This is a genomic window from Chryseobacterium artocarpi, from assembly GCF_001684975.1.
In the GTDB taxonomy this organism is placed as follows: Bacteria; Bacteroidota; Bacteroidia; order Flavobacteriales; family Weeksellaceae; genus Chryseobacterium; species Chryseobacterium artocarpi.
The window spans coordinates 505,960-530,088 of record NZ_MAYH01000001.1 but is presented as its reverse complement, the minus strand read 5'-3'; the positions used below and the strand labels follow the sequence as shown (position 1 = coordinate 530,088).

Genomic DNA, 24,129 nt, shown 5'->3' with positions numbered 1-24,129 from the left:
TGAACGAAAAATTATTATCTGATTAAAGTCTTATCCTGCTTTTCTTTTTCCGGATTCCAGGCTGGCTTTCAGCATTGCCATAAGGTCAGTTGCTTTTCCCGCAGGCTGTTTTGTTTCTTTAACTTTTTTTATTTTACCTTTTGCTTTCTGTTTTATAATTTTCAAAAGGTCTTCATTGTATGTATCCCTGTACTTTGAAGGGTCGAAAGTTTCTGCTAAAGATTTAATTAATGTTTCCGCCATTTTAAGTTCTTCAGCTTTCGGTGCTTTTCCTGATGGAATTTTCAGGTCTTCATACATTCTCATTTCTTCCGGATACCGCATTCGGTTTACCATGAGAATTTCATCCTGATAAGGACGAATCATGCAAAGAATTTCCCTTTCTCTTAAAATAAAGGAACCTATTCCTGCCATTTTTGTTTTCATTAAGGCTTTCAGCAATAATTTATAGGCAGCTTCCCCATTTTTTTGAGGTTCTAAAAAATAAGGGGTTTCAAAAAGAGCGGGATCCACTTCTTCTTCTTTTACAAACTGTAAGATGCTGAGAATTTTTGATTTTTCAGGACTTACCGCCTGGAAATCCTCATCTTCCAATACAATGTATTTGTCTTCTATTTTATACCCTTTTACTATATTTTCCCAGGCTACTTCTTTGTTGGTATTTTCATTTACCCTTTTGTATTTGATATTGCTGAGATCTTTTTTATCCAGCATATCCAGATCTAATGTACTCGATTCACTGGCCGAGTACAGCTTGATCGGTATATTCACCAATCCAAAACCTATTGCTCCATTCCAGATCGCTCTCATATTTTTTTGTTTTTAGCTGTTAGAGTACAAAACCTTTTCCAAATTGATCTAAATAGTATTTATTGGGATATTTTTATAAATTCTTTAACACCTTTATTTTCAAATCATTAAAAATCCAACAAACCATTCACCAGTGTTTTCCATTCAATTTTTGACACCCCAATCATTCCACCGGCTGCAATCAACAGGTTTCTGGCTTTGTCTAAAAACTGAGCATCCATATTAGGTGTTTCATTTCTCCCGTATATTCCTGCCTGAATAAAGTCTCTTCCTTTAAAGATTCCAAATGTAGAGGTAGCCTGATCAGAATAAAAATGTACTATATGTTCAGAGGTCTTATCCTGAGGGCTTTTCGAAGGTCTGCAAGTCATCATTACAAAATCAAGACAAATACCATGGGTTTGCTCTTCAAACAGATCCACAATTTCAACCCAGTCAAACCCCTTAGCTTCTACGGTTCCTGGTCCAGGAATATCTATCCTGATATAATCTCCGATTAAAGGATATCTATTAATCATTTCACCCTTCGAGTCGAAAAGTTTAAAATCTGCAAACCCTTCACCACAGTAGCTTTTCCAATTGTTGATTAACATAAGTCTTTCTCTAAGTTTGTTGAAAACCTGATCAACACGCTCAGGGGCAACATACTTTTTCTTAGATTCTGTGTCGTGGTAACTTCCTTTCTTCTGAATGGGAAGACCGAACATTTCTTTAGGTTTCATAGGTTTCATTTTTAATTTTCGTCGTAGGGTGTACCGATGTCTATTCAAGAGATCCTAACTTGTGTGTGACCTATTTTTCGGCTTTAAAACTGACAGATAATTACCTCTGCTCCAAGCAAAAGCAAATAAGCTGAGGACTCCTAAAATAAATGCTGTTGTTTTAATATTTTAAATATTTTGATGGGTTACTTTTTAACCATTTACAATCAATCCGCCATTGGGATGAAGTACCTGTCCTGTTATTTGTGAGGCATCTGAACCCGCCAGAAACAGAAAACTGAAGGCTATTTCTTCCGGAGTTGCATTTCTTTCCAAAGGAGGTATGTTAGGGTTTTCTTCTTTTTCATCAAATGTTTCTTCAGTAAGTGGTGTAGCCACAGGTCCTGGAGCAACGGCGTTAATACGGATTCCTTTTGGTTTAGCCTGTAATGCCAATGAACGGGTAAAAGAAACAATAGCTCCTTTTGTTGCAGAATAATCAAGGAGTTCAGGATGCCCCTGATAGGCAGAAACCGAGGTGGTATTGATCACGCAGCTTCCTTCTTTCAGATAGGGAAATACGACTTTCGTTAATAGAATCATTCCCACAATATTAGAATCAAAGGTCTGTCTGATGTTTTTTTCTTCAAGCTGTTCAATACTGTCTGCAGAAAACTGAACTCCGGCATTATTGACAAGAATATCAATTTTTCCAAATCCTGAAATAACTTCTTTTACCGTTTTTTCACAAAAATCATAATCATTGATATCACCTTGAAATATGATGCATTTTCTATTTAGGCTTTCAATTTCTCTTTTCGTTTTTTCAGCATCGTTATCACTCGAATGATAAATAATGGCAATATCTGCTCCTTCCAATGCAAAAAGAAGTGCTACAGCTTTACCGATTCCGCTGTCGGCTCCGGTAATCAAAACAGATCTGGTGTCTAATTTTCCCATTTCAAACTCTTTTAATTGATTGCTTCATCCACAGATTTTATTTTAAGATTAAAAGTCTGTTTAATTCGCTTTTAAAACACCCCAGAATAAATTCGGTATAGTATAGCTGAGCATTCAGAGCCTGGGTTTTAGGATGCAGTTCCAGTTTTTTAGTCAGAATAACCTCACCTTTATAGGAAAATGAGAAATAAGCGAAAATTTTATAACCGGAATTCCTGATGGGTGTACAATAGCCTGTTGTGGCAATAGCCCAGTCAGATTCATACAATTCTGCTACATTCAATGCCATTGTTTCTGCAATATTTTCAGAAACACAGTCGCATTCTTCTGCTTCCTTCCTGTTGACCTTTAGCAGTCTCACTTTTTCAGGTAAGGAATAGGTTGTCATTCCTCCTTTATAGAACATTGAAGCATTGGGCATCTGCGAAAAAGCCAGCTGCAAACATCCTGACGTAACACTTTCTGCAATGGAAATGCTCTCACCGATGGTCATAAGTGACTGGCTTATATATTCAAGAAGATTCTGTTGAAAATCCATAATAGTATATTTTTAATGAGGTTAAAAAAAGAAAGCTTAAAAAAGCTGCTGAATGAATAAATTGCAGTATTGCTTTCATATTAAAATACTTAAAGTGATTGTGTGTGGCATGAAGGATGTGTATGATTTAAGCGTTTCTTTCCATTTCATGGTCCCAAACTCTGTGTTTGGCTATTGCGTTAATGAATTTACCTGTCTGGTCTCCGTCTTCCCATGTTATAATTCCCGGGTCGTCATGCTGTTTCGCTGATACATTGGAATTATGATAAAGCACCTGAGTATCTGTCCCGAAATAAATGGCTTTACAATGTTTATAGGCTTCATTGATAAAATGTAGCACTAAATGTCTGTTTTCCGGGATTAATAATTCTTTAACAGCGTCTTCACCTCCTGCAATGTATAAAGCATCAAAGCAAACACTTGCCGTACTCGTCAGCGAATGTTTCGGAAGTAACGTTGAGCCATCGTTGGTTCGCACAGGCGCTAAACTCGGAGCAATAAGTTCCACCCTCGCCCCTTCTCCTTCTAGTTTTACTTTCAAATCATTAATCGCTCCGGCATCTACCCCTCCAGCAATGATAAACCCAATCTTTCTGCTTTGAATCGTATTTTTAACTGTATTCTGCATACTCAGAGCTTCGGAAATTTTTATTTTGGGTTCTCTTTCCTCACTCTGAAGCTCAATAATATTGCTGTCTGCCGGCAGGCTCTGATTAGGCCATTCCAGTTTTTTAACTTCCACACCTACTTTTTCTGCTACTCTCCATGCAAGGAACATATCAACGTACCCCAATTGCCCTACCATTCTTTCTCTGATTTCAGGACGTGTGACTTTAGACAATTCAAAAATCAGAGCATTCTGCAAGTGTAATTTTTCTGGTGTTGACTGGCTGTTGTAAAATAGTTTAGCCTGTGAATAATGATCTACAAAACTTTTACTTCTTTCTCTCACTTTCTCTCCGGAAATTCTTTCCTGCTGGGAAGCAAATCCACCTTCAGACATCATAGCCTGAAAAGGGCAGCCTCCTCCGATAGAATTTGGCTCATAACTGCTTTTTCCCTTGACAATCTGCTGCCTCATATGACCATCTCGCTGGTTGTTATGAATGGTATTGATTGATCTGTTGATGGGTATTTCATGAAAATTAGGAGATCCCAGTCTAGAAAGCTGAGTATCTGTATATGAAAACAGTCTTCCTTGCAGAAGTGGATCATTGGTAAAATCAATTCCAGGAATAATATGTCCCGGATGAAAAGCAACCTGTTCTGTTTCTGCAAAGAAATTATCCGGATTTCTGTTAAGCGTTAAAGTTCCAACGATTTCTACAGGAACTTCTTCTTCAGGGATCAATTTGGTAGGATCAAGAAGATCAAAATCAAATTGATGTTCATCTTCTTCAGGGATCAGCTGTACTCCGAAATCCCATTCAGGATAATCACCATTTTCGATGGCTTCCCATAGGTCTCTTTTATGAAAATCAGAATCTACTCCTGAAAGAATCTGGGCTTCATTCCAGGCTACGGAATGCACTCCCAATCTGGGTTTAAAATGAAATTTCACAAAATGAACTTTTCCTTCTTCATTGATGAATTTAAAAGAATGTACACCAAAACCTTCCATCATTCTGAGGCTCCTAGGAATGGCTCTATCACTCATTACCCACATAATCATGTGCATACTTTCGGGCATGAGTGAAATAAAGTCCCAAAATGTATCGTGGGCGGAAGCAGCCTGTGGAATTTCATTATCGGGTTCCGGTTTTACAGCGTGTATCAGATCTGGAAATTTGATGGCATCCTGAATAAAAAATACAGGCATATTATTGGCTACAAGGTCATAGTTTCCTTCTTCAGTATAAAATTTTATAGCAAAACCTCTTACATCTCTTGCCAGGTCCGTACTTCCTTTACTTCCCGTAACGGTTGAAAATCTCACGAAAACCGGAGTTTCTTTTCCAAGCTCTGTTAAAAATCTGGCTTTGGTGTAGCCTACAAGACTTTTGTTAAGTTTAAAAACACCATGAGCTCCGGAACCTCTTGCATGAACAACTCTTTCAGGAATTCTTTCATGATCAAAATGGGTAATTTTTTCTCTCAGAATAAAGTCTTCCAGCAAAGAAGGCCCACGCTCTCCTGCTTTTAAAGAATCCTGGTTGTTATTGATTTTTAATCCCTGATTAGTGGTGAGCTTTTCATTTTCATTGGAAGTACTGTGTACATCCAGCTGCTCTGCTTTTTGATTAGGTTCATTGGTTTTCATATTCATAATCTTTTTGTGGTTGGTATATTGTTAAAGCAGTTAATAAGGGAATACTGCGGCACTAATCTGCTTTGCTTTCCAGAATTTTAAGAAGGCTGTTGATATACTCTTCTTCTTTCAAAACTTTATAATAGGCTGTTTTAGCGTACAAAGTAAAGGCTGGGGATTCAAATCTTATTTCAGCATCCATATCTGTAGTTTCTGTTGTGTTTTTAGAATGAAACTCACGGATATTAAGTATATATTCTTCCAGATAAGTATCTATTACTCCTTTCAGAACTTCACAGGTAGCATTGTTTTTAATCTTTTCCAATGATTTGATCAGAAAAGCTGTAACTCCGTAAGAGTTGATGATAGGCGGAAACAGAGACTCATTCTCTATTGCATTGTTTTTGTCATTTAACCCGGAATGTTGCAAAGCGTCGTTTTCAAATGTCATATTTAAAAAATGGTATTAGTTATGGGAAGCTCTCAGATATTGTTCAAAATAATGAAGGTCATTTTTATCTTTTATGGATAAATAAAACATGATCTGTTCCGGTTCTTTTAATCCAATACTGCTGAAACAGTCGAAATGAGCAATTAATGCCTGTATATTTTCGATATCAATATCTTTCAGAATGATAAATAAAAGGAAGATATTTTCTCTGATCTCTTTGGCATAAATTGCAGCTCCATCCTCGAAACACTTTCCTGTATGGGATACTTTTACAAAATCAGTGTGTTTCAGTGTTTTTACAATTTTCTGACAGTCCATATATTTTGATTTCATGATTAAAATAAGCCACGTAGAAAAGACTACATGGCTCATTGCATAGTTTAGTCTTCTTGTTCTGCATCAAAATTGATGGATGTCTCCGCAATATCCGTAAGATGAGAATCTGTATCTTCTTCTTCCTGAAGGGTTCTTTCAAGAAGATCCGCAGCCTTGTCATGCCCCATCGTTATGGCTAGCTGAGCCAACCCGCCGTAAGTGGCAATTTCGTAGTGTTCTACTTTTTGTGCGGCAATAATTAATGCTACGTCTCTTGTTGCAGAACCATCTTCTGTTGATTTGATAACCTCTTCACCTTCTTCGATGATTCCTTTAATGGCTTTACATTCCTTCTTTTCAGGCTTTTCGTCAACGAGCTGGAAGACTTTTTCCAGACGCTTAACGTGTTTTTGGGTCTGAAGATGATGATCTTCAAAAGCATCCTTCAGTTCTTCTGTTGTAGCGGCTTCCTGCATCTTTTCCAATGCTTCAAGAATGGCATTTTCCGCATAGTAAATATCTTTCAGGGCACTCACGAAGAATTTGTGAAGCGGAGCATTCTTCATCTCATCTTTGTTGATGGTTGACTTATCTCCCGTACCTTTCTTGGCAGCAGGAACAGTACTGTTCGTTTCTAATATTTTATTGGGCATGGTGTGAATGGTGTTTATTTTGAAAAAGATTACCCCTTTATAAATATTTAAAGAGGTAATCCAGGAAAAAGAATTATGAATTACGTCTGCCTCCGAATCCTGAACGGCCTGAGCTTCTTCCACCTCCGTGGGATGCCTGTCCACCCATTCTTGCGATTCTTGTACGTTCTGCTTTACTCATTGAAGCAAATCCTCTTTTTGATGTGCCTGAGCCTGAATTAGAGCTTCTGCCGGAACTATTGCTGCTTTCGGATCTTGAATTAGAATTTCTTCCATTTCCTGATCTTCCTGAACCAGAGCCGGAATTTGAATTGCCGGAAGACCTGCCTCTGTTATCTGATCTTGATCCCGAACCGGAATTAGAACGTCCACGGGAGCTACCTCCTCCGCCAGAAGTAAATCTTCCCTGGCTGTCTCTTTGTTGGTTTCCGCTATTTCCTCTGCCACGGCGTCTATTATCGTCGTAATCGTCATCATCCTCGTCGTCATCATAATCCTCGTCGTCATAATCATTGTCATAACTATTATGATAATTGTCATCGTCATCATCATCTTCGTCAAAATAATCTTCATATTCTGCAAAGTCATCATCATAATCTTCATCTCTTGATGCATCGTTATATCCATGGTCATACCCTAATTGATATACTTCTTCAAGATTACTGGATGAGCGTCCTCTTGAACTTCGATTTTTTGAATTTCTAGTGTTCATAACTGAATTTTTATAATTAATATTTAGTGATGTCTATTGCTGGCCGTGACTAGTATTAGACAGCAATCAGTTAAGTTTATTTGATATTGAACGCCGAAGCACTGCTTCGTAAAATGATCCCCCAAACGGGATTTAGAATAATTTGTAATTCAAATGTACAGCTTTATATTTCACTTATTTATGACTCCAGTCATATTGAATGATTATTAGTATAGAATTTTTCTGTTTTCTATTTTAATTTTACCTTCCTGTTCCATTTTTTTCAAGGCTCTGATCACTGTCTCTACGCGGAGACCTACCAAATTGGCAATCTGTTGTCTGGTAAGCTCTACGGGGAAGCAATGCTCACAGTCCTCATCATGAAAACTTCTGAGATAGTCCAATAAGCCTTTTAATCTTACGGAAGGGTTTAGTGAAGCCATATTCTGCATCATCACCAGCTTATAATATAACCGCTGGGACAAACAATGATTCATTTCCATTGAAATATGCGGATATTTTTCCAGCAATTTCATAAAGTTGTTTTTTGGAAGTCTTATGATTTCTGTTGGAGATAAGCAGATTGCATTCATAGGATATTGCTTATCCAAAAAAAGAAGGGAATCGCCAAAACTCTGCTTTTTCCCAAGAATATTATGAATAAACTCTTTGCCTTCTTCATTATAAGTATTAAGCTTCATTTTTCCTTCCACAATCTGAAAGTAATATAAAACCTGGTCTCCTTCTCTAAAGACCATTTCTCCTTTTTTAAAGGTTTTCAAGTCTGCACCCGATGAATACAAAAGCGACTCTTCTATGTTCATACAACTTTTTGTCTTCATGGTCTCTAGTTTAAAATAAAGTTTTTTGGTGACGAAAAGTTTTAATACATAATTTTACGATCTTCTATCCTCAGCATCAGCGCTCTTTCCATTCCTTTGATGGTTCGTATTGTAGTTTCTACGCAAAGACCGGTAAGCCCCGCCATCTGCTGTCTTGTTAGAGGAACTTTAAAAGAATATTGCTGCTGATCTTTTGCAAAGCTTTTCAGATAATCCATAAGTGCCATAAGTTTTAGCATAGGGCTTTGGGAGGAAAGGTTCTGAGTCATAATCAGTTTAAAATAAAGTCTTTGAGAGAGACATTTATTCATTTCATAAGAAATTTCAGCATCTTCTCTCAATAAATTGAGAAATGCCTTTCGCGGAAGTTTTACTATTTCACATTCAGTGATTGCAACCGCATTCATAGGATAAGGCTTCTCCATAAACAATAAAGATTCTCCGATACTCTGACCATCTTCTATGATAATCTGTATGGTTTCTTTTCCTTCTTCATTGTAATTGTTCAGTTTTGCTTCTCCTTTTATAATCTGGTAATAAAATGCTGGCCAGGCTCCTTCTGAAAAAATCGTTTCTCCCGCTGAATACATATTAGTACTGGCTCCCATTGCATACAACAAATTTTCTTTAATAACCATAATTATTTTTTTTAATGTTTTCTGACGTTTAATAAAAAATATTACCGGTAACTTATAGATATGAGTACAAATATTAAACCTTCATGCTGTTAATTAAAGTTAAATCATTAAAAAAGGAAAAACATAAAAAGTATATTGTTGTCAGCTCATCATTAGCTCCCTTTATCAAAAACATCTAAATCAACAAATCAGATAACTCAATATAATTCAACAAATTAGATCAAGTTATAAAACGTAGATAAAATAAAGGTTAGGATGTAAGACTCAGCAGTATGCTTAAAGGTAGGGCTGAAACAATACTGATTTCATAATAATAAATTTTGCGGTGTGATTTACAAATTTAATTCATTATTTTCCCTTTATCTTATGATACTGATCATAAAAACAACATTCAAAATAAAGATAATCAAATCTCAAACACTATAATTCTGAAAAGCTAATAGAATATTTTACCCAACTCTATTTTTACCATTTTTTGCTTTTCCATTTTTTTTACCACCCGTATTACAGTCTCGATTCTTAGCCCAGTTAATGAAGCTAATTGCTGTCTTGTAAACGGGATCTGATAAGAAAAAGGTTCTTTATACTGATGATAGGTTTTCAAACAATCCATCAATTGTCTCACCCGATACAAGGGATTGCTTACCGAAAGATTATTAAGCATAATATACCTATAATACATTCTCTCCGCAGTATATTCATACAACTCCCATAAAGACTTGGGACATTTTTTTAAAAAAGCCAGAAATTTCAGTTTGGGAAGTCTCAGAATATCTGAATCTTCCAAAGCAATAGCATTGATAGGATATGGAACTTCCGAAAATAAAAACGTTTCTCCGAAACAATGCCCTTTGAAGGGAACACTATGAATAAATTCTCTTCCATCTTCATGGTAATTATTCAGTTTTACGCTTCCGTGTATTATTTGATAAAAATAATTAGGCTGTCCACCCTCTGTGAATATTACCTCATTTGCTTTATAAGTCTGCATTTCTGCTCCTAATGAAAGCAAAAGTTCTTCATTAAATATCATTTTTGAAGGCTAAAAGTTTTATTATTAATTTATATAAAACGAAAACATTAAAATTGCATTCCGGATAGTTATGCAAACGTTGACTAATTCAACAATAACGTTTCTTTATTGAGCCTCAAAAATAGATAAAGACAATATCAAAATTTATGATTACGATCATAAGTTATCTTCCAGAGCTTTTATCTTGAAAGAAATAGGAAGCATACTATCTTACCTGAAAAATTGGCTTTAACAATTTAGCCGTTTACAATTTCTCCACCATTAGGATGCAGAACCTGACCACTGATAAAACGTGAGTCATCACAGGCTAAAAACAAAAAACAAGGTGCAATTTCGTTGGGCATTCCTGCTCGTTTCATAGGTGAATCACTTCCAAACTCAGAATTTTTTTTAGGCTTAAATGAGGATGCAATTAATGGGGTCCAAACCGGTCCCGGTGCCACAGCATTTACTCGGATTCCTTTTTCAATAAGGTTTGCAGATAAACTTCGGGTGAAGGAAATGATGGCTCCTTTGGTTGCGGAGTAATCGATCAGTTTGGGACTTCCTCTGTAAGCAGTAACTGAAGAAGTGTTTATAATGCTTGCTCCTTTTTTAAGATAGGGCATTGCATATTTTGTAATCCAGAAATAGGAGAAAAAATTATTTTGAAAAGTTGTTAGCAATTGTTCTGTGCTAATTTTTTCAATAGATTCTGCTTCCCAATGGAGCCCTGCATTATTGACTATGATATCAATTTTCTTATGAATTTTAATACTGTTTTGAATTACTTTTTTGCAATGGTTTTCTTTTCCTAAATCTCCTTTAATCAAAGTACATGTTCTGGAGAATGCTTCCACTTCTTTTTGAGTCTGTTTGGCATCTTTTGTTTCGCTTAGATAAGCAATAATAATATCAGCTCCTTCTTTTGCAAACAATAAAGCTACCGCCTTTCCTATTCCACTGTCTCCTCCAGTAATTAATGCTACCTTATTTTTTAATTTCCCTTCTTTCGGATATTTCAATGGTGCTGTCTCCGGAACCGGATTCATATTTGTTTCTGATCCCGGTCGGTTTTGTTGCTGTAAGGGACGAATCTTTTTTTTAGCTGCTTTTTCCATTTTCTTCTTTTTTTAAAGAGCAACAAATAATATGCTACTTTTCAATAAGAATACTGCATCTAGTTTAGCTCACAGCAAAACCAATATTAATATAAACAATTGAAAATCTATCAATTAAAAACAAACAAAACACTTTACAAACCTATCTACAGCATAAATAGCTGAAGGCTTATTTCTTTTGCCTGAAGGATCCAAATTAAGTAATTTGTGGAACCAAATAGATTTTATTTTCAATGTGAAAATACGGCTCCCCTCTTCAACATAAGTCGACTGATATCTTTGGGTTAGTACGATCATAGCCATCATCTGTCAGCCTTTCTCTTACCATACATGAGATATGAGGAGCCATATTAATTTCATCATCAGACTCACCTTTTTTCTAATACTCCCATTTTATTTTGGCGTTTTATATAACATTTCTGGCAAATTTAATAAAAACGCCAATTGTAAATTTGTATTACAAAATAGATACACCTCCTACTTTTCTATAATTAGATGAGTTTATAGTAAGTATTTACTGTTAAAAGATAAAAATTCCTCAAAGGGAAAGGCATAGGAAGTTATATATTCAATACTTGGAAACTTATCTGTTGAAATTCAAGCTATCTTTGAGATAGATTAATAGTAAAAATAACATTCAATACATAAAAAATAATATTATGAAAAAAGTTTTTGTTGCGGGAGCCACCGGATGGGCGGGTTCTGAAATTAGCAGAGCAATATTTAATAATAACGAAATGATATTAACAGGCGGACTTTCTTTATCTCAAGATGGGAAAAATCTGTCAGAGATTCTGTCATTAAAATCGGACAACAATATACCATTGTTTAAATCTATAGAAGATGCAATAGAAAATGTAGAATTTGATATTCTTGTAGATTTTACCAAACCGGTGATCGCGAAGCATAATATCCTCACTGCTTTGCAAAAAGGCAAAAAAGTCATCATTGGAACTTCAGGGCTTACAGATAAAGATTACGAAGAAATAGAACGTATTGCCAATGAAAATAACACTTCTGTTCTTGCTGCTGGGAACTTTGCACTCACTGTTGTTTTATTGCAAAAGTTTGCTGAAATGGCCGCAAAATATATCCCTCACTACGAGATCATTGACTATGCGGATGCTAAAAAAATTGATGCACCAAGCGGAACAGTAGCAGAACTGGCTTATCGTCTTTCTAAAGTTCAAAAGCCTGAACTCTCTGTAGCCATAGATGATACCATAGGAAATAAAGAAACAAGAGGTGCAACAATAAACGGGATACAGGTTCATTCTGTTCGTTTGCCAGGTCACACGCTCGGCGTTGAAACTATTTTTGGACTCAAAGGAGAAAAATTAATACTAAGACATGATTCCGGAGAAAGTGCGGAGCCCTATGTAAAAGGAGTACTTCTTGCCATCAAAAATATTGATACTTTCAAAGGGTTACGAAGAGGATTAGACTCAATCATGGAATTTTAACAATACGTGTTTGAAGATACGCTTGTTTCGCCACCAATAAAAAAAAATCGTTGCTTAAAAAAGTAACGATTTTTTATTTTATTAATCTTTTTACCCTGAATGAGTGCCGGTCATTTTCTTTTCTCTCCTTCTCTGAAGAATAAGGTGAGCGGCATCCAGCATTTTAACGGTATGAATGTAGGGCATCACGATATTCCTTTCCGGGAGATTTTTATAGACACCCATTGAGAAATAGACGATGCCAGACATAAAATAATCAAATTCTTTGAGGGTGTATTCCCTGAATGCTTTTTTGAAAACCAGCAGTGGATTCCGATATTCCTTCTCCGAAAGCAAGCCAAGAACCCACGGAGAAATCTTTTCATTCTTGGTATATACAGTCCATTTTCTGTCCTTCAGCATGATGAGATAGCCTGCCCGGATGAACGACCTCATCGATTGGTAAAACTCAAATATCTCCGCCGGATCTTCATTGATCCAGCTATTCCTCTTTACGGCATAATTCATTATGTTACTGAGCCTTTCTTTGGAAATATCCAGCTCATTGAATTGAAAGAAAGTTTCCATCAGCTGTACCCCTGAGCGTTTCTTCCCTGCCCGAAACCGGGGATTGAAATCTGTTTTTATCTTTTTCATTGTTTGTATTTTTTATGTTATGGTCTACTATGCTTTTTTATAATTTCTCGCTGATTTTGCAGATAACGCAGATATTTATCAGCCTGTTTAAATAGTTAGATCTACACAACCCCTATTTTTTATTTTGAGCAGTGCTTTTATTTGAACCATTAAGGTTTTTAAGCGATTAAGAATAGTTAAGATCATAGCTGAAGTTATTTTTTTAAACCACAAAAGTCACAAAAGATTTATTTTAAACACTTTAGTAATTTTTAAGTTTAATTACTTTGCGCATAGAAGTTCACATAAGCCTTTAAAAATCTTTGATTTTTATTCTTTTGAGAACTTTTATTATATCTTAAATCTGCACAAATAGCTTTTGTGACTTTTGTGGTTAAGCTTAAAAAGTTTAAACAAGTTTTTTACTTAAATCCTTCATTTTTCTTAATGTTTTTTTTCATTTGTTTGTATTTTTAGAATGCATGAAACCATCAGCCTACCGATGTACGCTGAATTGTATGGTAAATGATGAATAGAAATAAAATCTGTGTTCCCGTGAAAGCCCTGAAGCCGCAATGGATTGTACACTCCACTGTACCCTATCATGATACTTTATATAATGAAGCAGCTTAGAAAAAGATGATTGTAGAAAAGCAGAACAGCATGAAATAAAAACGGCATGAGACTCTACAATATCTGAACTAGAGGTACTGGTATACCCAACACACAGATAAGAGAGCCCACGCCTAGGTCGTGAGCTTCCTGCTTATCGTCTTGTGTGTTTAAAAATTACCAGTTTTCTAGTACAAGATTCTAAGCAATAGCTTCTATTATTCTTTGAAGTATCGCAAAGCTACCTTTTTTGTAGCTTATTGGACAAATATAATACTATTTTTCATTATTGCGCACAGAAAACCGCATTATTTTTTTCACCTTTCTCGTAATTTGTTTTAATGGACGAAGAAAACGAAGTAACTATTGCCATCTGCAAATACATTTACACAAACTGGGTTTCGAAAGCAAAATCGCAGAGAGACTTTGCATCTAAATGTGACATTGAAGAAAGTACTGTTAGGAAAATTAAAAATATTGCCCTAGGAACTGCAAAAACCGAGTACAATATGTCTATAAAAACTCTAGCAAAAATTTGTCGAAAGAAAGAAATTACTCTAGAAGAGTTTTTTAGAAAAATAAACAAATAAAATCCTGATGAGAGTTGGGATTTCTTATTTTTATGGAAATCCGTAATGAGATTTTTTGGCTTTTTACTATTTTTATGTTTTATAAAATACTAAAAACTATTTCCACAATATTTAAACATGAAAATAACTAAAATTTCAGTCACCAACTTTCGTTTATTAGATAACATTTCAATAAATATAGAAGATGATATAACATTAATTGTTGGAAAAAATAACACTGGAAAAACTTCTCTTTTTGAAATCATTAACTTATTTCTAGGAGGAAAATATAAAATTTCCTTTCACGATTTTTCTCAAAATAGTTATGAAATTTTTGAAAATTGCTACAAAAAATTTAAAGATGAATTACTTGTTGAAGTCGACGAAGTTGAACGAGATCGACTGGAAAAGGAAATTATCTTAAATATTCCCAGAATTACACTAGAAATAAAAATTGAGTATAATAAAAATGAAGATTCTCTAATAAATATAAGCGACTTTATATCTGATTTAGACGATTCAAAAACAGAAGCAACAATACTCTTTAAACATGAACCTAGTGATACAATTAATCTGTTTAAAACATTTCATAACAGAGTAAATCAAGACATAAGATTAATTGAATGGTTAAATGAAAATATTACTGGATATTATTCCACACGTCTTTTTGGAGGAGATAACTTAATAGAAGATAATGTTTTAAGTAGAATTTCAAAAGTTTTATATTTTGAAAGTATTCAAGCATCTAGAAAATTAGATGACATTAAGACAGATAGAAATAGATCATTAGCAGTTGGATTTTCGGATTATTATCAAAATGTTCATGGTGATCAGGATGCTGATGTCGAGGCACTTAAGAATACTTTAAAAAATGTATCTACCGAATTGGATGAAAAATATGAAAAAGTCCTTGAAAAAATTCTAGAAAAGCTTAAATCATTCGGGGTTGATAAGGAAATAAATATTCCTGAAATAATACTAAAATCTAAATTTGACCCAGAGAGCATCATAAAAAATAATATAAAATATTTTTACAAAAATGGTGATATTGAACTTCCTGAAAACTATAATGGATTAGGATATAGTAATCTAATTTTTTTGGTTTTAAAAATTGTTTCCTTTATCGAAAATTTTAAAAAAAATAAAGCGAAGCATGAAACTGAAATCTTAACCATTCTTCTTGAAGAACCAGAAGCGCATTTACATCCACAGATGCAACAAGTATTTGTTGAACAGGTGAGAGAAACTATTGAAAAAACTTTATCAGAAGACAAAGTACAAGTGCAATTAATTGTCAGCACTCATTCTTCTCATATGATTGCTGAAGCAGGTCTAAATGTGAAAAGGAGTTTTGAGAGAATTAGATATTTCAACAAATTCAAAAAGGACAATAAAAATATTGTCGAGGTTAAGGATTTTAATGACTTTAAGCATAGAGAAACTAATAAAGATACCTTTAGATTTTTGAAACAATATTTAAACTTAAACAAATGTGATTTATTTTTTGCAGATAAGGTAATTATGGTTGAAGGTATCACCGAAAAACTTTTGATGCCTTTGTTTATAAAGAAAGTTGCTAAAGAATTGGAAAATGAATATGTTTCAATTATTGAAGTAGGAGGAGCTTATACTCATAAATTTAAAGAGTTTTTTAAATTTCTAAATACAAAAGTTCTTGTTATAACTGATATAGATTCTGTTGATTCTATCACAGGTAAGTCCTGTCATGTATTAAAAGCTGATGCAAATACAAGTAATTCAACATTATCTATATGGCTTCCTAAGAAAACGAAAATTTCAGAACTATTAGCTTTAGCTTATGAAGAAAAATTAGATGAATCCAAAACCATTAGAGTCGCTTTCCAAATTGCTGAAGATAATGAAAAATTTGTTGCAAGAAGCTTGGAAAATGCAATTGTTAATTGCAATCAAATATTTTTTAAAAGTAAATATTCTTTTGAAGAAGACGTAGAGGTAAATGTGTATAAATCTTTTTCTTATCAAAAACTTAGAAATTTAGATGACTTAATTTATATGGATACTGAAAAAGATCAATCAGAAGTAGACCCATCTTCTAAACAAAAAACAGATTTCACTTTCGATTTGATGACTTTTGATGAAAATTTAACTAAGCTTGAATGGAAAGTCCCCAAATATATTAAAGAAGGTTTGGAATGGTTAGCAAAAAATGATCACATGGAAATTACAAAAATTGACTAGAATGGTAGCATTTGACGAAGTAAAAGAATGTATTGATAAAAAATCAAGTTTTGTTGTTGAAGCTGGTGCTGGTTCAGGTAAGACATATTTATTAATCCAAACATTAAATCATTTAATTGAATTACAAGGTGATACTTTGAACTTGAATAATCAAAGTATTATCTGTATTACATATACCAATGTAGCTAAGAATGAAATTATCAAAAGAATTGAATTTAATGATTTGGTTAATGTATATACAATTCACGAATTTTTATGGCAATCTATAAAACAATTCCAAAAACAACTTAAAATTGAATTATGTAAACTCAACGAAATAAGATATCAAGAAGACATTGATAATGATAAAACGTCTAAGTATGTTAAAAACTTAAAAGACCGAGTTAGTAATATTGAAACAGTATCTTATAATGACTCCTCTTACCGTGATTTTGAAAATGGAGAGTTACATCATGATGATGTTATCGAATTGGCTAAAATGCTTTTTGAAAATTACTCTCTACTAACATCAATTGTAGCTCAAAAACATCCATATATTTTTATAGACGAATATCAAGATACGTCTTTAGATACAGTACAAACTCTAATAGATTTCTTATTAAAAAGGAATGAAAAATCTATTGTATTAGGTTTCTATGGGGATTCTCATCAAAAAATTTATGATACAGGTGTTGGGAATCTGGAAAACTATTACGCAGGAGAGAATAAAACTTTAGTATTAATTAAAAAAGAAGAAAATTATAGATCTTCAAAAGAAGTTGTAAAGTTGCTAAATAGCTTCAGAACAAATATTGAACAGAAGCCTCAAAAAAAAATACAAGGTTCAGTTAAATTTCTTTATTGGAAAAATCATCCTGAAAAAGGAGAAAAGCAAAAAGTAACTGAATTTGAAAATTCATTAAAAAGTTTCAAAAATGATTTCTATGATAAAGTTGTAAATAAATTAATAGAGCAAGGATGGGTTTTTAATACAGAATCAGACAAAATTCTAGTTCTAGCAAATAGTCGTATAGCAGAAAGAGCAGGGTTTTCGAATCTTTATAAATTATTTTCTCAAAGATTCACACAGTCTGTTAAAGAACGGCTTTTAGACAGAAATCATATTCTTATAAGATTAGTTGCTGGTTATGTTGATAAGAAAAACTCGCAGGAAAGACCAGTTGGATTAGAGCATTTATTAATTTACTGGAATCAGAACAACCATAATGAAGTAATTAGATTTATTAAAAAAAATGGCACTCTATTAAGTGAATTTAAACATTATAAAAAGAAAATAATATCTGAAACTTTAGATGATTTAAATAATAATAGAGGAACAAGAACAATCAAAGAAGTTTTAAAAACTGTTTTAGATAAAGGAATAATTTCATCAAATTCTTTGGATGAATATTTAAAAAGGATACATCAAAATTCAGAAGAATTAGACCAAGACAATAAAGAAAAAATTGAAAAAGACAAAAAATTCTATGAAGCCTTTATAAATCTACCTTATAAAGAAATTTTAAATTTCTGGAAACATATACAAAATGAAACTGTCTTTTCTACCAAGCACGGAACCAAAGGTGACGAATATAGAAACGTTTTAACTGTAATTGATGATACCGAGTGGAAACAAGAATATAACTTCAATAATTTTTTTAATGACTCAGAAGAAAAACCAGAAAGAAAATTACGTACACGAAACCTTTTTTATGTAGAATGTTCTAGAGCAAAAGAGAATTTAGTTGTGTTGATGCTATCTAAAATTGATGATGCAGCACTCGAAAACATAAAAAAATGGTTTGGGCAAGACAATATCATTGATTTACAATCATTCATTTAAAATCTTTATGAATTTTTCCTGACTTTGAAACAATTTTAAAGAAAATAGTCTTAATTACCGCTCAAAGTCGGGAGAATTTACAAATCGGAAATTAAAAATATCCTCACTCTCCGAAGTCTCCTGACTTCGGAGCAAGTTAAAAAAAGCAGCCTTATTTACGAGCTCAAAGTCAGGAGACTTTGCACAGCAGGGAATATCATGAATAGATGCCGGACTTAGGGCTATACTTTGAAAAACACCGTTCACAGAACAAACCACATGAATTTTGTAGCCATAAAAAAACATTTGCTGTGATGCGCAAAAACCTCTGTTTGGATAACAATACTGTTCATCTTTACCTATTTTATTCCGACACTTAAAAATAATTTCTATTTTTACAATTAATTTTTAACCAAAATGGCCAATCTATTTTGGAATATGAAATAAACATGAAAATAAAAAAAATATTATTTAGCATATTAGCCGCTCTTGTTTTAATGATATCAATATTCCTTTATATGAATAGGGATAAATTTGTCTATGTAGGTTCAGTAGATATTATTGAAGTCGATTGCAGCAAAAAACGTCAAATCTTGAGCGAAGTTTTAGAAAGTGACCAAAGGATTAGAAAATCAAATGAACTCATCAAATACGCTAAAGAAGACCATAGGAATCAAGAATTAGTGATTAGCATTATTGAAAAGTGTGGTATGCCAACATTAAAGGAAGTGAGTCAAAAACAAATGGATGCAATCTGGTTGGGACTGCAACATACTACTAAAGAAATCAGAAAAAAGTATTTTCCACAAATAGAGAAAGCGGTAAAAAATGGAGACTTATCTAAACAACAATATGCATTGATGAAAGATAGGATTTTAATGGATGAAGGAAACCCCCAAATATATGGTTCACAAATAGAAAATGGTAAATTGTATGAATTAGAAAATCCTGAAACGGTGAACGAAAGAAGAAAAGAAATGGGAATGGAACCAATAGAGGTTTATTTAAAGAATTTCAATATTCAGTTCAAGCCGAATTAACAACACAACATATAATCACGTAGACGACTCCGTTCATCATTAAATAGAGTGTGTCTTTTACATCAATTTTATTAAAAAACATCAACCTAGAGCAGTATAATACAAAATGCTAACTATCAACAAATTACACGTAAAATAATTTCTATATCAGTCATAAAAGAGTTTGAATAGCATCCTGTCAAGCTCACCAAAAGCTAAATGGCGCTACTTTAAGACAAGTAGCGCCATTTTTATTCTTATCAGTATCAAGTTGGATTTTTACAAATTTCTTGAAATTTCAGCACAAAATTTATGATCTAATAATCCTTCAAACCTATATTCATATAAGGAAAATCAAGTTTGGAGCTCTATCAAAAAGAATGTGGACCTAGCTGCCCACGTTCTTTTTTAATTACACCTTCTTTTGGTGACTGGGATAATTATTAAGTTTCAGTTTACTCTTTTAATCCAGGTATACTAGTTCTTTATTTTTTGAAAATCCAGATCCTGAAAATCAAAACTAAAATCTATATTAGGTGATATCCCTTTCATCTTTATACTTTGTGCTTTGCCTTCTTCATCTAAGCTAAACATAGCGAATGCATCACAATTCATATCTTTATAATCCCATTGAATGGCAAAAGTATTTGCCTTATAAAAACTCATAGGTCCATTTAGCTTTGGTGAGCGAAAAGATTTAAACCACAATTGATTTCCCTTAGAGAAAATTTCAATTTTTCCAAACCATTTATCTTCATATATCCCAATTACATCCTCATTTTTTATGGTTGTATTCTTTGCTTTGCTTACTGTCTCCCAAACTTTTTTGGTAACCTCATCTCCACTGCTTTTTTTCGATTGAAAATAGGCTGCATATTTATCTACCCACCCAAAATCATTAAGCCCTAGATAACTATCAATAATGGTTTGGCTAACTGCGGAGAAAACACCGCTCCCTCCGTTTTCTGTATTGGTCAAAATAACAATTCCCAAATTCAGATCAGGAATCATAGTAACGATAGAAAGCATTCCCGGCAAACCACCCGTGTGTGATACACTCAGATTTCCTTTTATATCAGATAAATTCCAGCCCAAGCCATATCCATTGAAATGTTGGTTATATCTTGGATTAGGATTCACGTGATCCACAGTATGTATGGTCCACATTTCATTTTGTCTTTCTTTTGTAAAGAGTTCTTTATCCAAAGCAGGACCATATTTACCTTTGTTTAATTGCACAAGCATCCACTTCGACATATCATCAACATTGGAAACAATTCCTCCGGCTGCTCCATTAATCATTGCTCCATATAAAGATATTTTTTTTAAGGTTCCTGATTCTGAAGAATGAGGGACTGCCATTAAGTTTATATCTTTTACCTGATTGACAGAACTGAACGAATTTTTCATTTGCAAAGGTTCCATAATGCGTTTTTGAACAAAAGCTTCCCAGCTCATTCCACTTACTCTTGCAATTACTTCCCCAGCAACCAAGTACAGCTGGTTATCATAATTAAATTGTGTTCTAAATCCTGAAACAGGGGTAAAATACTGAAAAGATTTCACAACATCTTTGATCGTAAAATCTGTACCATCCGGAAACATCATTAAATCACCTACTCCCAAACCAAGTCCGCTGCGATGACATAACAAATCTTCTATAGTGAAGTTCTCAGTGACGTAGTCATTATACATTTTAAATTCAGGAATGTATTTTTTCACAGGGTCTTGCCAGGAGATTTTTCCTTCATCTACTAAAATTGATAAAGCAGCTGTTGTGAAAGCTTTACTATTCGAAGCTATTTCAAAATTTGTATACTCATCAACAGGTAATTTCGTGTCTATTGATTTTATACCATACCCTTTTTTATGAATGATTTTTCCATCTTTTACAATAGCCACGGCTGCTCCAGCAACATTGAACTTTTTTATTGCATTAATAACAAGCGCATCTACTTCTTTAGAATTTATTTGTCCAAATAAATTACTATTTGAAAATAATGCAGTAATTGTAAAAATGAATAGAGACCATCTCGTTTTTGTCATAATTGATAATTTTATCATGGTTTTATCGCCACTAACTTCTTATTGTTTGAAGCTGAGGTTGTTTTAGATTTTAGATGGTTAAATATAGCATGAAATTGGAGAAGTTTTAGAGAAAGTAGTTGATCATTTGTATGATGACATCATGAAAACTAAAAAATAAAAATCACTTTACAATCGTTTACACATTTTCATAATCATTCTGTTCACATAAAAGACCTGATTAAATATCTACTCAAATTAGTATTGCTTCATCACAAAATCCATTTGCCTGTCAAATCCGGTTCTCAGATCATCTGATTCTGTTTGTATTTCAACGTCCGGCTTAATTCCTTTTGGATCATTGATGAAATGAGGAGTTCTCATTCCGTATTGAAAAGTAGGGATCCAAACCAGTGTTTTAGAATACGGTAAAATAAATGCCTGCCCTCCTGCATTGCTGTAATTGCTTCCTTGTGAATATTCCCCGTAAAATTTCCCGATTTTATGTTCTCTCATCAGTGCTAACAGATGCCCGGTGGTTGAAAAACATCCGCCATTGATCAGAACGCTAATCTTTCCTTTGTAAAAATTGGATTTGTTGTGTTGAAGTTTAAACCACCAATCTGTACTGTTGGTTTCTGTGTAACAGTTCAATCCGTCTTTGAGTTTTGTTTCGTTCAGGTTTATTTCTTCAATATTGTCTGGATATTGAGCATAATGCTTCCAATCTTTTACGCTTTTATATTTTGCTCCCATATAATCAAAATAGTAATAAGGGGTGCTGCTTATATATGAAAAAAGGTAATTGGCAATATCTGCAGAGCCACCGCTATTATCCCGTAAATCGATAATTAAGTTTTTAGTTTTTAAACTGTCAAGTTGTGTAAAAAAGTGGTCTAACTGTTTCTCTGCTATTTTTCTGTCGGCTTCATTATACCCATTTTCAAATGAACGGAATTTTAAAACAGCTAAATCATTTGTCCGGAACTCTGTTGTTAAGGGTGCTGTTTTTTCTGCAATACTACTATAGGTTTTAAATGTAATTCCCTTAAATATTTCTTTCATTTTAAGGTTGTTACGATCTGCATATTCAATTTCAAATTTTTCTGTTGGGTTGTAAATGAAATAATAGAAAGGAAAATTACTGAATCTTACATTTAATCCTGTTTCATTTCTGCCTTCAACATGAATGTATTGTTTCATTTCATTTACCACAGCATTGATGTCTTTCCCATTTATTTTTAAAATTCTTAACCCGGTATATTCTTTATTTTCCTGAGATGATTTATTAAAGTAATACTTGTCCCTAATTTTATAGATGCTGAATGGAAAAACTAATCTGTCATTGAGTAAACCAATAATTCGCCCCCTATCAACAGCTGTATGTCCGTCTTTAATTTTTGCCATTAAAGAGGCTGTCAATTTATAATATTCTATAAGGGAAAGATCTGTTTTTATAGAGTTTTTTAAAGATAAATAGGTTTTATCAAATTCATTTTTTGAGCAAAACATAAATTGCCCTGGATGAATTGTGTTCGTTAGATTATAGAGTTCTGCAAACTCGGCAATAACACTGTCTTTTTTCAACGATTTGTCAAGCAACCCCAGGTTTTTTAATGTTGTATTTTGTCCAAGAGCAAAATTGGCTGTAAACAATAAAAGTGGTAATACTGTCTTTACGTTTATCTTAAATATTTTCTTTACTCTACAACCTAGAGTTATGAAAGGTCGAAATTTCATTTGATAAGCTTGTTGTTTAATAAGAATGTTTTAATATCGTTCACTACGTCATTCGGGCGTTCGTCTTTTACGCCATGCCAGGTATTTTCATATACTTTATGAACAATAAAAGGTTTATGTTCTTCTGTAAGCTTATCATTTTCTTCTTTAAAATCGAACCAATCGTTTTTACTCACAGGGTCTAAAATAAGTAAAGGTTTATTGAGGTTTCGATAAATAATTTTTGGGTTTAGCTGATGTGTTGAAGCACCGAAAGCTGTTTTGGAAGTAAAGGGTGTGTAAATGATGGCAATATTTTCTTCTGCTGAATTTTCGCCGGTAAGTTCTTCTGCACCTGGATTTATTTCATACTTCCCGTTAGTATTTTTCTTGATGCGGGCATAAGAAGTAAAAATTTCTTTTTTCAGTTTTTCTTTTTCTTTCCCTTTTATTCCCCAATTGTTATACATAAACCAATAAGCATCAAACTCGTTGTCAAAAATCATTTCTTTTTTGTTGACATAATATTGTTTGGTTTCTTCAATATCTTTCCCAATATTAGCTGCCTTTGCCTGAAAGTCCCAAGCTACAGAACCACCATCTTCTAAGATAAGAGCCTGAACCATTTCCGGATAAGCATCATAAAATGCAGAACTTATGGTCCCTCCTCTTGACCAGCCTCCAATAATTGCTTTTTTGATGTTCATTTTATCTAAAAGGAATTTGATGTCATCTGCAACGTGATAAACAGAAAGATTTTTTGAAGGAATTGGGGTAAACCCGTGCCCATAATAGTCAATGGCAATCACATGAAGATTCATTTTGACCAATTGATCTATTATTTCGTACAATTCATATCCATTGCTATACGTTCCTGGAATCCAGACAAGTGTTGGATTTTTTTTATTTCCCCATTCCAAATAATGCATTTTTACATTATCCGTCTGAATATAATTACCGTGCTGCTTTTCGTATTTCTCAAATTCGGGTTTAAATTTTTGGAATAAACTCCGTTGTGTAATGGAATCTGTGGAAGTGTTTGTTTGGGCTTTTACTGAAAAATAGACCATGAAAGAAAGCAATAGACTGATATTTCTCTTCATAAT

At 33.5% G+C, this 24,129-nt stretch carries 22 protein-coding genes and 1 pseudogene; 5 read left to right on the top strand and 18 right to left on the bottom strand.

Features of this window, described 5'->3' with window-relative positions; all coding sequences use genetic code 11:
* Positions 1-30: 30 nt before the first annotated feature.
* The 13 genes from ku to BBI01_RS02165 all read right to left on the bottom strand — a co-directional run bounded on the left by ku (position 31) and on the right by BBI01_RS02165 (position 10,980).
* The gene (gene ku / locus BBI01_RS02225) at positions 31-810 is read right to left on the bottom strand and encodes a non-homologous end joining protein Ku (protein WP_065393054.1); all 780 of its coding nucleotides are present in this window, start codon (positions 808-810) and stop codon (positions 31-33) included.
* A gap of 107 nt (positions 811-917) precedes the next feature.
* Entirely contained in the window at positions 918-1,532 is a 615-nt protein-coding gene (locus tag BBI01_RS02220) for a hypothetical protein (protein WP_123862056.1), read from the bottom strand.
* A gap of 192 nt (positions 1,533-1,724) precedes the next feature.
* Positions 1,725-2,471, bottom strand: a complete 747-nt coding sequence (locus BBI01_RS02215; RefSeq protein ID WP_065393052.1) for an SDR family oxidoreductase — start codon at positions 2,469-2,471, stop codon at positions 1,725-1,727.
* Positions 2,472-2,508: 37 nt separating this feature from the next.
* A complete protein-coding gene (locus tag BBI01_RS02210; RefSeq protein ID WP_065393051.1) occupies positions 2,509-3,009 on the bottom strand; it encodes a CinA family protein in 501 nt (166 codons plus the stop codon).
* Between the two features lie 127 nt (positions 3,010-3,136).
* Entirely contained in the window at positions 3,137-5,275 is a 2,139-nt protein-coding gene (locus tag BBI01_RS02205) for a catalase (RefSeq protein ID WP_065393050.1), read from the bottom strand.
* Positions 5,276-5,330: 55 nt separating this feature from the next.
* The gene (locus BBI01_RS02200) at positions 5,331-5,708 is read right to left on the bottom strand and encodes a hypothetical protein (RefSeq protein ID WP_065393049.1); all 378 of its coding nucleotides are present in this window, start codon (positions 5,706-5,708) and stop codon (positions 5,331-5,333) included.
* Between the two features lie 15 nt (positions 5,709-5,723).
* The gene (locus BBI01_RS02195; protein ID WP_123862055.1) at positions 5,724-6,026 is read right to left on the bottom strand and encodes a hypothetical protein; all 303 of its coding nucleotides are present in this window, start codon (positions 6,024-6,026) and stop codon (positions 5,724-5,726) included.
* 62 nt (positions 6,027-6,088) lie between these two features.
* Positions 6,089-6,820: a ferritin-like domain-containing protein gene (locus BBI01_RS02190; protein ID WP_228393922.1), complete on the bottom strand. Its 732-nt coding sequence runs from the start codon at positions 6,818-6,820 to the stop codon at positions 6,089-6,091.
* Positions 6,750-7,388, bottom strand: coding sequence for a KGG domain-containing protein (locus BBI01_RS02185; RefSeq protein ID WP_065393046.1), 639 nt, complete (start codon positions 7,386-7,388; stop codon positions 6,750-6,752). Before BBI01_RS02185 ends, BBI01_RS02190 begins: the two co-directional genes overlap by 71 nt.
* Positions 7,389-7,594: 206 nt before the next feature.
* Positions 7,595-8,209 carry a Crp/Fnr family transcriptional regulator gene (locus BBI01_RS02180; protein ID WP_228393921.1) on the bottom strand — a complete coding sequence of 205 codons (615 nt, stop codon included), beginning with the start codon at positions 8,207-8,209 and terminating at the stop codon, positions 7,595-7,597.
* Between the two features lie 41 nt (positions 8,210-8,250).
* A complete protein-coding gene (locus BBI01_RS02175; RefSeq protein WP_083189987.1) occupies positions 8,251-8,847 on the bottom strand; it encodes a Crp/Fnr family transcriptional regulator in 597 nt (198 codons plus the stop codon).
* A 436-nt stretch (positions 8,848-9,283) separates the two neighbouring features.
* Positions 9,284-9,880, bottom strand: a complete 597-nt coding sequence (locus BBI01_RS02170) for a Crp/Fnr family transcriptional regulator (RefSeq protein ID WP_065393044.1) — start codon at positions 9,878-9,880, stop codon at positions 9,284-9,286.
* Positions 9,881-10,116: 236 nt separating this feature from the next.
* Complete coding sequence (locus BBI01_RS02165; RefSeq protein WP_065393043.1) at positions 10,117-10,980, bottom strand: SDR family oxidoreductase; 864 nt, start codon at positions 10,978-10,980, stop codon at positions 10,117-10,119.
* Between the two features lie 659 nt (positions 10,981-11,639).
* Between BBI01_RS02165 and dapB the strand changes: the two genes are divergently transcribed.
* The gene (dapB, locus tag BBI01_RS02160; protein WP_065393042.1) at positions 11,640-12,443 is read left to right on the top strand and encodes a 4-hydroxy-tetrahydrodipicolinate reductase; all 804 of its coding nucleotides are present in this window, start codon (positions 11,640-11,642) and stop codon (positions 12,441-12,443) included.
* A gap of 90 nt (positions 12,444-12,533) precedes the next feature.
* Here dapB and BBI01_RS02155 read toward each other — a convergent pair whose 3' ends face one another.
* On the bottom strand, positions 12,534-13,079 hold the full coding sequence (locus BBI01_RS02155; protein ID WP_065393041.1) for a hypothetical protein: 546 nt from the start codon (positions 13,077-13,079) through the stop codon (positions 12,534-12,536).
* 932 nt (positions 13,080-14,011) lie between these two features.
* Here BBI01_RS02155 and BBI01_RS02150 point away from each other — a divergent pair.
* From BBI01_RS02150 to BBI01_RS02140, 3 genes are all read left to right on the top strand, one after another.
* On the top strand, positions 14,012-14,260 hold the full coding sequence (locus BBI01_RS02150; RefSeq protein WP_065393040.1) for a helix-turn-helix domain-containing protein: 249 nt from the start codon (positions 14,012-14,014) through the stop codon (positions 14,258-14,260).
* 117 nt (positions 14,261-14,377) lie between these two features.
* Positions 14,378-16,459 carry an ATP-dependent nuclease gene (locus BBI01_RS02145; protein ID WP_065393039.1) on the top strand — a complete coding sequence of 694 codons (2,082 nt, stop codon included), beginning with the start codon at positions 14,378-14,380 and terminating at the stop codon, positions 16,457-16,459.
* A 1-nt stretch (position 16,460) separates the two neighbouring features.
* The gene (locus BBI01_RS02140) at positions 16,461-18,281 is read left to right on the top strand and encodes a UvrD-helicase domain-containing protein (RefSeq protein ID WP_165602207.1); all 1,821 of its coding nucleotides are present in this window, start codon (positions 16,461-16,463) and stop codon (positions 18,279-18,281) included.
* A gap of 192 nt (positions 18,282-18,473) precedes the next feature.
* Here BBI01_RS02140 and BBI01_RS23205 read toward each other — a convergent pair.
* Positions 18,474-18,632 (bottom strand): annotated as a pseudogene (locus BBI01_RS23205) (IS982 family transposase); the annotation flags it as partial.
* Between the two features lie 77 nt (positions 18,633-18,709).
* Here BBI01_RS23205 and BBI01_RS02135 point away from each other — a divergent pair.
* On the top strand, positions 18,710-19,300 hold the full coding sequence (locus tag BBI01_RS02135) for a DUF6624 domain-containing protein (protein WP_065393037.1): 591 nt from the start codon (positions 18,710-18,712) through the stop codon (positions 19,298-19,300).
* Positions 19,301-19,756: 456 nt separating this feature from the next.
* Here BBI01_RS02135 and BBI01_RS02130 read toward each other — a convergent pair whose 3' ends face one another.
* The 3 genes from BBI01_RS02130 to BBI01_RS02120 form a co-directional block, all read right to left on the bottom strand.
* Positions 19,757-21,325: a serine hydrolase gene (locus BBI01_RS02130; protein WP_065393036.1), complete on the bottom strand. Its 1,569-nt coding sequence runs from the start codon at positions 21,323-21,325 to the stop codon at positions 19,757-19,759.
* A gap of 237 nt (positions 21,326-21,562) precedes the next feature.
* On the bottom strand, positions 21,563-23,044 hold the full coding sequence (locus BBI01_RS02125; protein WP_083189986.1) for a S41 family peptidase: 1,482 nt from the start codon (positions 23,042-23,044) through the stop codon (positions 21,563-21,565).
* Positions 23,041-24,126 carry an alpha/beta fold hydrolase gene (locus BBI01_RS02120; RefSeq protein WP_065393035.1) on the bottom strand — a complete coding sequence of 362 codons (1,086 nt, stop codon included), beginning with the start codon at positions 24,124-24,126 and terminating at the stop codon, positions 23,041-23,043. The genes BBI01_RS02125 and BBI01_RS02120 overlap by 4 nt, the downstream gene beginning before the upstream one ends.
* Between the last annotated feature and the right edge of the window lie 3 nt (positions 24,127-24,129).